General features: G+C 72.8%; 8 protein-coding genes. 3 read left to right on the top strand and 5 right to left on the bottom strand.

Annotated features, from left to right (window positions below):
* Positions 1-9: 9 nt before the first annotated feature.
* From VQ02_RS04580 to VQ02_RS04590, 3 genes are read left to right on the top strand one after another with little or no spacing between them, the layout of a single operon-like run.
* Positions 10-564 carry a hypothetical protein gene (locus VQ02_RS04580; protein WP_048442989.1) on the top strand — a complete coding sequence of 185 codons (555 nt, stop codon included), beginning with the start codon at positions 10-12 and terminating at the stop codon, positions 562-564.
* A gap of 8 nt (positions 565-572) precedes the next feature.
* A complete protein-coding gene (locus tag VQ02_RS04585) occupies positions 573-1,880 on the top strand; it encodes a flavin monoamine oxidase family protein (protein WP_048442990.1) in 1,308 nt (435 codons plus the stop codon).
* A gap of 42 nt (positions 1,881-1,922) precedes the next feature.
* A complete protein-coding gene (locus tag VQ02_RS04590; RefSeq protein WP_048442981.1) occupies positions 1,923-2,399 on the top strand; it encodes a hypothetical protein in 477 nt (158 codons plus the stop codon).
* Between the two features lie 257 nt (positions 2,400-2,656).
* On the opposite strand, the gene VQ02_RS04595 is transcribed toward VQ02_RS04590, so the two are convergent.
* From VQ02_RS04595 to VQ02_RS04615, 5 genes are all read right to left on the bottom strand, one after another.
* A complete protein-coding gene (locus tag VQ02_RS04595; RefSeq protein WP_048442982.1) occupies positions 2,657-3,109 on the bottom strand; it encodes a type II toxin-antitoxin system VapC family toxin in 453 nt (150 codons plus the stop codon).
* The gene (locus VQ02_RS04600; protein ID WP_048442983.1) at positions 3,106-3,351 is read right to left on the bottom strand and encodes a type II toxin-antitoxin system Phd/YefM family antitoxin; all 246 of its coding nucleotides are present in this window, start codon (positions 3,349-3,351) and stop codon (positions 3,106-3,108) included. The genes VQ02_RS04595 and VQ02_RS04600 overlap by 4 nt, the downstream gene beginning before the upstream one ends.
* Positions 3,352-3,451: 100 nt before the next feature.
* Positions 3,452-5,776 carry a Tex family protein gene (locus tag VQ02_RS04605; RefSeq protein ID WP_048442991.1) on the bottom strand — a complete coding sequence of 775 codons (2,325 nt, stop codon included), beginning with the start codon at positions 5,774-5,776 and terminating at the stop codon, positions 3,452-3,454.
* A 389-nt stretch (positions 5,777-6,165) separates the two neighbouring features.
* Complete coding sequence (locus tag VQ02_RS04610; RefSeq protein ID WP_157080493.1) at positions 6,166-6,315, bottom strand: hypothetical protein; 150 nt, start codon at positions 6,313-6,315, stop codon at positions 6,166-6,168.
* 159 nt (positions 6,316-6,474) lie between these two features.
* Positions 6,475-7,228 (bottom strand): DMT family transporter (locus tag VQ02_RS04615; RefSeq protein ID WP_048442992.1); only part of this gene is annotated, 754 nt, incomplete at its 5' end.

The following is a 7,228-nucleotide window of genomic DNA, read 5'->3' on the forward strand; positions in this document are numbered from 1 at the left end:
GTGGTGCCGGTGACCGGGCATTTCGCCGCGCGCGCCCTGCTCGCCCTCGTCCTCGGCATCCTGGCCGCCGGCGGCCTGGCGGTCGCGCGCGGCGAGGAGCCCGGCGGCATCGAGGATGTCTGGGCCGTCCTGCTGGGGCCGCCCGATCTCGGCCCGGTGGACCTCGCGGCCCTGCGGCGCGCGCCGTCCCGGTCCGACGCCCTCGCCTGTGCGCCGGACGTCTGCCCCCTGGCGCGGGCCGACGCGGTGCCGCCGCTCTACAGGGTGGCGGGCGCCCGCCTGCGCGAGATCGTCCGGGCGGTGGCCGAGCGCCAGCCCCGCACCGCGCTGGTCTTCTCCGACCGCTGGGGCGAGCAGGACCGCTACGTCGCCCGCACGGCCGTGCTGCGCTGCCCCGACACGGTGACGGTCGAGATCGTCGGGCGCGGGGAGGGCCGATCGAGCCTGGCGCTCTACATCCGCAGCCAGGTCGGCTGCCCCGTTCCGGCGACCAGCCGCACGCGGCTGACCCGCTGGCTCGACGGGATCGCGGCCGCCGCCGGAACCGAGCCGAACGAGGGGTGATGTCCAGGATGCCGCGCGCCGCTCACGAGCACCTGCCGCCCACGGGCGTCCCGCCGCTCGCGGCCCTGCCGGCCGCACCCGACGTCGCGGTGATCGGCGCCGGCGCCGCCGGCATCGGCGCTGCCCGCCGGCTCCGCGCCCGCGGCCTGTCGGTGGCGGTGCTGGAGGCCCGCCCGCGGCTCGGCGGCCGCACCGTGACCACGCGCTTACGTGGCCACCCGGTCGACCTCGGCGCCCACTGGCTCCATGCCGGGCCGATCAACCCCCTCGTCGCCCTCGGCCTCGAACGCGGCGAGCCCCTGCGCCGCGCCGCGCAGGAGAGCCACCTCTGGGTGGGGCGTCGGCCCGGCCGGCCCGCGGAGGAGACCGCCTTCGGCCGGGCCTGGGCGGTCGCCGACCGGGCGATGACCGACGGCGCGCGCCTCCACGGCGCCGACCGGCCGGCCGCCACCGCCCTGCCGCCGGGCCTCGGGCCCTGGGGGCAGCGGGTCGCCCTGGTGCACGGCCTCGTCTCCGGCCGGCCCCTGAGCGAGGTCAGCCTGCACGACTTCCCGAGCATGGAGTACGGCGACAACTTCTTCATCGCCGGCGGCTACGGCGCTTACCTGGCGCGCCTCGCCGGGGGGCTGCCGGTGGCGCTCGGCACGCCCGTCGCCACCCTCGACTGGTCGGGGGAGGGTGTGCGGCTCGACCTCGGCGCGCGTGGGACCCTGGCGGCGAAGGCCGCCCTCGTCACCGCCCCGATGATGGTGATGCAGGAGCCGAGCCCGCGCCTCCGCTTCGCCCCCGACCTGCCGGACTCCGTCCGCTCGGCAATCGACGGCTTCCGGACCGGCATCTACGAGCACGTCGTGCTGCACTGGCCGTCCTCGCCGTTCCGCGGCCGCGACCGGCTGGCGAGCCTGATCGGCGGCCGCCTCCAGCTGCCGGGCCTGCTTACCCGGGTCGACGGCACGCCGTTCCACTACTTCGAGCTCGACGTACCGCTGGCCGCCCGCCTCGATGCCGCCCGGGCCGGGCCTGACGGCGCGCGGCGGCTGGTGCGCGAGACCCTGGCCGAGCAGGTCGGCCGCCATGCGTTGCGCGACCTCGCGGTGCCGGCGGTGACCGAGTGGCGCCACGATCCCTGGTCGCGGGGCTCCTGGGCGGTGGTGCCGCCGGGCCACACGGCGGCCCGCGACCTCCTCAAGGAGGCGGTGGCCGAGCGGATCTGGTTCGCCGGCGAGGCCCTGTCGCGGGAGCAGTGGGGCACGGCGGGCGGCGCCTACGCGGAGGGCGAGCGGGCGGCGGACGCGATCGCGGCGGCACTTCACTGAATCCACGATTGGCTTCTCGAGACCGATTCCTACATCCCCGCCATGCTCACGCGCGTCCTCACCCTCCTGCTGCTCCTCGGCCTGTCCTGCACGGTCGAGTCCTACGCCCAGCCCCTGACCCGCAACGTGCTCAAGGGTGCCTGCGAGAAACTCGTTGTCGCCGGGCGGGACGTCAGCCCGACCTGCGGCGACAGCATCGTCAACACGGTCCAGGGCCGGCGCACCTCGTTCGACTTCACCTCCAGCGACGGCACCACCGTCAGCTTTAGCGGCACCGGCATGCCGCAGGACCGCCAGGAAGAGGTCGGCGTCGACGCTCTCCAGCCGGTGAGCTCCGTGATCCTGAGCGTGAAGGCCCCCGACGGCGGCATCACCCGCGACACCCTGATGACCGTCGGCTCCTGCCGCTTCCCGGCCGCGGCGCCGGGCCGCTCCACCGTCGCCTGCACCGCCGACACCCAGCGCGGCCGGTTCGAGGGCACGTTCACCACGACGAGCGACGCGGCACCGTCGAAGTAGGGCAGCTGCCCGCGCTTTGATTCTGCAGATGGCCGGCTGGGACGACGACGTCCCTCAACGCCTCGTCCGCCATGTGCGATAGCCCTGCCCACTTGGGACAGGGGAGATGCGCCTTCAATCAAACGGATCAAGCGGAGCACGCGTCACATCCTTGCACCGGCTCTCCGAATGCTCCGACGACGTAGTGGATGGCGACGGCTGAGTGGGACACGGCTGCAAACGAGGCCGTGCGACTGAGATCGACCGGGCGGTCGGCCTCACGCCATTGCGGCGAGACCGTGCGCCGTCACGCCGAATGCCGTCAGAGGTTCGAAGTGGCGCAGGTTCTCCGTGACGACGACGAGGCCGTGCGCCTTGGCGGTCGCGGCGATCGCGATGTCGGCGAACCCCGGATGGCGCCCGACCCCGGCCGCCTCGTCGGCGAATTCGCCGGCTGCGTCGGCCTCCTCGATGCCGAACGGCAGGATGTGGTCCGCGAACAGCTCGCGGAGGGACATCAGCCACGCTTCGAGCGCGTCCGCGCGGGTCGACGCACCCTTCCGGCGCAGCTTGCAGATGCCCTCGCGGATCTCCGCGAGTGTCACTGTGGAGAGATACAGGCGCCCCGCCTCCTCGCGCAGCCGGGCCATCACGGCCTCGGGCAGAGCGAGCCGACCGGGCGCGAGACGCGACAGTGCCGACGTGTCGAGGAGATAGCCGCCGCGGCTCACAGATCGATGGACCGTGTCGGAGTCCGATCGCGTTCGACATCATCGAGGTCGGTGGGGAGCGCCATCAGGAAGTCGGCAAAGTTCGGCTTGTCGTCGGGGTAAAGGCGGCGTGCCACCTCTACGGGGACGATCACGGCGGCCGGTCGTCCGTGCCGCGTGATCGTCGTCGGTTCGCCCCGCTCGGCCGCCTCGACCAGCGCCGAGAAGCCTGCCTTGGCCTCCCTTACCTGAACCGTCCGCATGAACAAGGTCTCGCCATTGTGACTACATGAGGTCACAATATCGGGATCTCGCTTCCGATTCAACGCGGCGGCGTGAAGCCTCGTGGTCCGAGCCTTTCCCTCACCGCCGCGGCCCCCGGTCCAGCCCCGCCTTGCGCAGCGCGTCCGCCAGCGCCCCGCCGCCGGCGGGCTCCTCGCGGCGGGGTTGCGGGCGTGGGGCGTCGCGGCGGGGTGCGTCGCGATGCGATCCGCCCTGCTCGCGGGTCGGGCGGGCCCCGACCTCGTCGTCGAGGCGCAGGGTCAGCGAGATGCGCTTGCGCGGGGCATCGACGTCGAGGACCTTCACCCGCACCACGTCGCCGGGCTTCACCACCGCCCGCGGGTCCTTCACGAAGGTCTTCGACAGGGCCGAGATGTGGACGAGCCCGTCCTGGTGGACGCCGATGTCGACGAAGGCGCCGAAGGCCGCGACGTTGGTGACGACCCCTTCCAGCACCATGCCGGGTTTTAGGTCGCCGACGCTCTCGACGCCCTCCTGGAAGGTCGCGGTCCTGAAGGTCGGGCGCGGGTCGCGGCCGGGCTTCTCCAGCTCGGCGATGATGTCGGTGACGGTCGGCAGGCCGAAGGTCTCGTCGGTGAAGGACTCAGGCGTCAGGCCCTTCAGCACCGTGCCGTTGCCGATCACCGCCTTGATGTCGCTCTTCGTCGCCTGGAGGATGCGGCGCACCACCGGGTAGGCCTCCGGGTGGACGCCGGAGGCGTCGAGCGGATCGTCGCCGTTCTGGATCCTCAGGAAGCCCGCCGACAATTCGAACGCTTTCGGCCCGAGCCCCGCGACCTTCTTCAGGCTCGAGCGGCTGCGGAACGGGCCGTTGGTGTCCCGGTGCGTGACGATGTTCTGCGCCACCCGCTCGCTCAAGCCCGAGACCCGGGCGAGCAAGGGGCCGGAGGCGGTGTTGACGTCGACCCCGACGCCGTTCACGCAATCCTCCACCACCGCGTCGAGGGAGCGCGACAGCTTCCCTTCCGCCAGATCGTGCTGGTACTGGCCGACGCCGATCGCCTTCGGCTCGATCTTCACCAGCTCGGCCAGCGGGTCCTGCAGGCGCCGGGCGATCGAGACCGCGCCGCGCAGGGACACGTCGAGCCCCGGCAGCTCCTGGCTGGCATAGGCCGAGGCCGAGTAGACCGACGCGCCGGCCTCCGACACCATCACCTTGGTGAGCTTGAGCTCCGGCTGCTTGGCGATCAGCTCGGCGGCGAGCCGGTCGGTCTCCCGCGAGGCGGTGCCGTTGCCGATCGCGACCAGTTCCACCCCGTGTGCCCGGCAGAGCTTCGCCAGCGTCATCAGCGAACCATTCCAGTCGCGCCGCGGCTCGTGCGGGTAGATCGTGTCCGTCGCCACCACCTTGCCGGTGGCGTCCACCACCGCGACCTTCACGCCGGTGCGGTAGCCCGGGTCGAGGCCGAGCGTCGGCCGCGCCCCGGCAGGCGCCGCGAGCAGGAGGTCGCGCAGGTTGCCGGCGAAGACCCGTACGGCCTCGGCCTCGGCGGCCTCCCACAGGCGGGCGCGCAGGTCGAGCTCGATCGAGAGCTTCAGCTTGGTGCGCCAGGCCCAGCGCACCGCCTCCATCAGCCAGCGGTCGCCGGGCCGGCCGCGATCCTGGATCCCGGCCGAGAGGGCGATGCGGCCCTCGTAGAGGCTCTGCGCGTCGACGCCCTCGGGGGCTTCGTCGAGGCGCAGGTCGAGCACCTCCTCCTTCTCGCCCCGGAACAGCGCCAGCACCCGGTGGGAGGGGAGGCGGGTCAGGGGCTCGGAGAAGTCGAAGTAGTCGGAGAACTTGGCGCCGGCCTGCGCCTTGCCCTCGCGCACCCGCGAGGCGAGCCGGCCGCGGCTCCAGAATGCCTCGCGCAACTGCCCCACCAGCTCGGCATTCTCGGCGAAGCGCTCGACCAGGATGGCGCGGGCGCCCTCAAGCGCCGCCTCCGGGCTCGCCACGCCCTTGGCCTCGTCGACGAACGGAGCGGCGGCCTGAAGCGGCACCTGGTCTGTTCGAGTCAGCAGCGCCTCCGCGAGAGGCCCGAGGCCGGCCTCTCGGGCGATCTGCGCCTTGGTGCGGCGCTTCGGCTTGAATGGCAGGTAGAGATCCTCCAGCCGCGCCTTGGTGTCGGCGGCGAGGATCTGCCCTTTCAGCGCGTCGTCGAGCTTTCCTTGTGCCCCCACGCTCTCGAGGATCGCGGCGCGGCGGGCCTCCAGCTCGCGCAGGTAGCGCAGGCGCTCCTCGAGGGTGCGCAGCTGCGCGTCGTCCAGCGTGCCGGTCACCTCCTTGCGGTAGCGGGCGATGAACGGCACCGTCGACCCGCCGTCGAGCAGCTCCACCGCCGCCTTGACCTGCCATTCCTGCGCGCCGAGCTCGGTGGCGATGCGCTGGGTGATGCTGGGCATGGGGACGGTGGCCATGGGCACTCCGCGATTCCAGGGCGACGGGGAGGCGTGTCCTTAGAGGGGTTGCGCGCGTCTTGGAAGGGCGATGCGAAGGGCGATGGTGGGGCGATCGCGGTCAGGTGCGCGGGGTGGATGCCGTCTCCGGAGCCTGCCCGCCCTGGCACCTCGACCAGGCCTCGCGCTCGGCGCGGGTGAACAGGGTGAGGCACGTCACCTGGGTCAACGCGATGACGGGAAGGAGCGGGACGCCGCCGAGAACCACCGCGCCGAGCCCGTCAGGCTCCAGAGGGACGCGCCGTCGAGGACCGCCAGGACGAGGCTCACCTGGCCGGCCGGGATCCAGCCGTAGCGCTGGCCGGCCGGCAGGTGCCGCTCGGCCTAGGGCAGCGTCACGGCGACGACCAGTGCGGACCAGGCCGCCTTTCCGGCCACCAGGGGCACCAGGGCGGGGTTAGCGTGCCGGTGAGCACGACCCGCATGATGTGGAAGAGCGCGGCTCCGGCGCCGCCCGCAACGAGCAGGAAGAGGAAGCGGGGCATGCCGGGCTCCCTCGCGGGCGCTGCGCCCGACTGTCCCATCGCGATATCCCAGGGCCAAGCGAGCCGCGCGACGGCCGGTGGCAGAGGCCCGAACAAGCAGTGGGCGGCCGTCGAGGGACGGCCGCCCACTGAACCTGGAAGGTCCTTTGCGAGTGCGCCTCAGCGCACCCCGCCCGCCGGCAGCACCCCGGTCGGGGCCGGGACGCTCCGCATCCGCTCGCGGTGGGCGGTGTAGAGGCCGCTGCCGCAGATCACCAGCACGCCGAGGCCCATATAGGCGTCCGGCACGGTGCCGAAGAACAGGAAGCCGAGGAGGCCGGCCCAGATGATCTGGGTGTAGGAGAACGGCACCAGGGTCGAGGCCGGGGCGTGACGGTAGGCGATGGTGACGATCCAGTGCCCTGCGGTCGAGATGAGGCCGATCGCGGCGCCAACCGCGACCTGGGTCAGGTTCGGGGTCTCCCAGACGAAGGGCACGACGGCCGAGAGCACCACGAAGCCGACGATCGCCGACCACGTCATCGTGGTCTGAGGGGCGTCGTAGCCGTTGATCTTGCGGGTCACCACCAGGGCGGCGGCCCAGAACAGGGCCGAGACGATGGGGAGGATGGCCGCGGTCTGGAACGCGCTGGTGCCCGGCCGCACGATGATGAGAACGCCCACGAGCCCGATGAGCGCGGCGATCCAGCGCCGGGCACCGACCTTCTCGCCGAGCACCGGGATCGACAGGGCGGTGACGAAGATCGGCGACACGAAGGCGATCGCGGTGATCTCGGCCACCGGCAGGGAGCGCAACCCGGCGAGGAAGAGGAGCGAGGAGGCGACGAGGGCGAGGCCGCGCACCACCTGAAGGCCCGGCCGGGCGCTGCGGAACGGCGAGGCGCCGCGCTTGAGATGCGCCCGCACCAGGGCG

The organism is Methylobacterium variabile, from assembly GCF_001043975.1.
GTDB lineage: Bacteria > Pseudomonadota > Alphaproteobacteria > Rhizobiales > Beijerinckiaceae > Methylobacterium > Methylobacterium variabile.

Excerpts from the sequence above, each read along its gene's own strand:
- VQ02_RS04605 (WP_048442991.1), bottom strand. The coding sequence starts at position 5,776 with ATGCCCAGCATCACCCAGCGCATCGCCACCGAGCTCGGCGCGCAGGAA.
- VQ02_RS04610 (WP_157080493.1), bottom strand. The coding sequence starts at position 6,315 with ATGCCCCGCTTCCTCTTCCTGCTCGTTGCGGGCGGCGCCGGAGCCGCG.
- VQ02_RS04585 (WP_048442990.1), top strand. The coding sequence starts at position 573 with ATGCCGCGCGCCGCTCACGAGCACCTGCCGCCCACGGGCGTCCCGCCG.
- VQ02_RS04600 (WP_048442983.1), bottom strand. The coding sequence starts at position 3,351 with ATGCGGACGGTTCAGGTAAGGGAGGCCAAGGCAGGCTTCTCGGCGCTG.
- VQ02_RS04590 (WP_048442981.1), top strand. The coding sequence starts at position 1,923 with ATGCTCACGCGCGTCCTCACCCTCCTGCTGCTCCTCGGCCTGTCCTGC.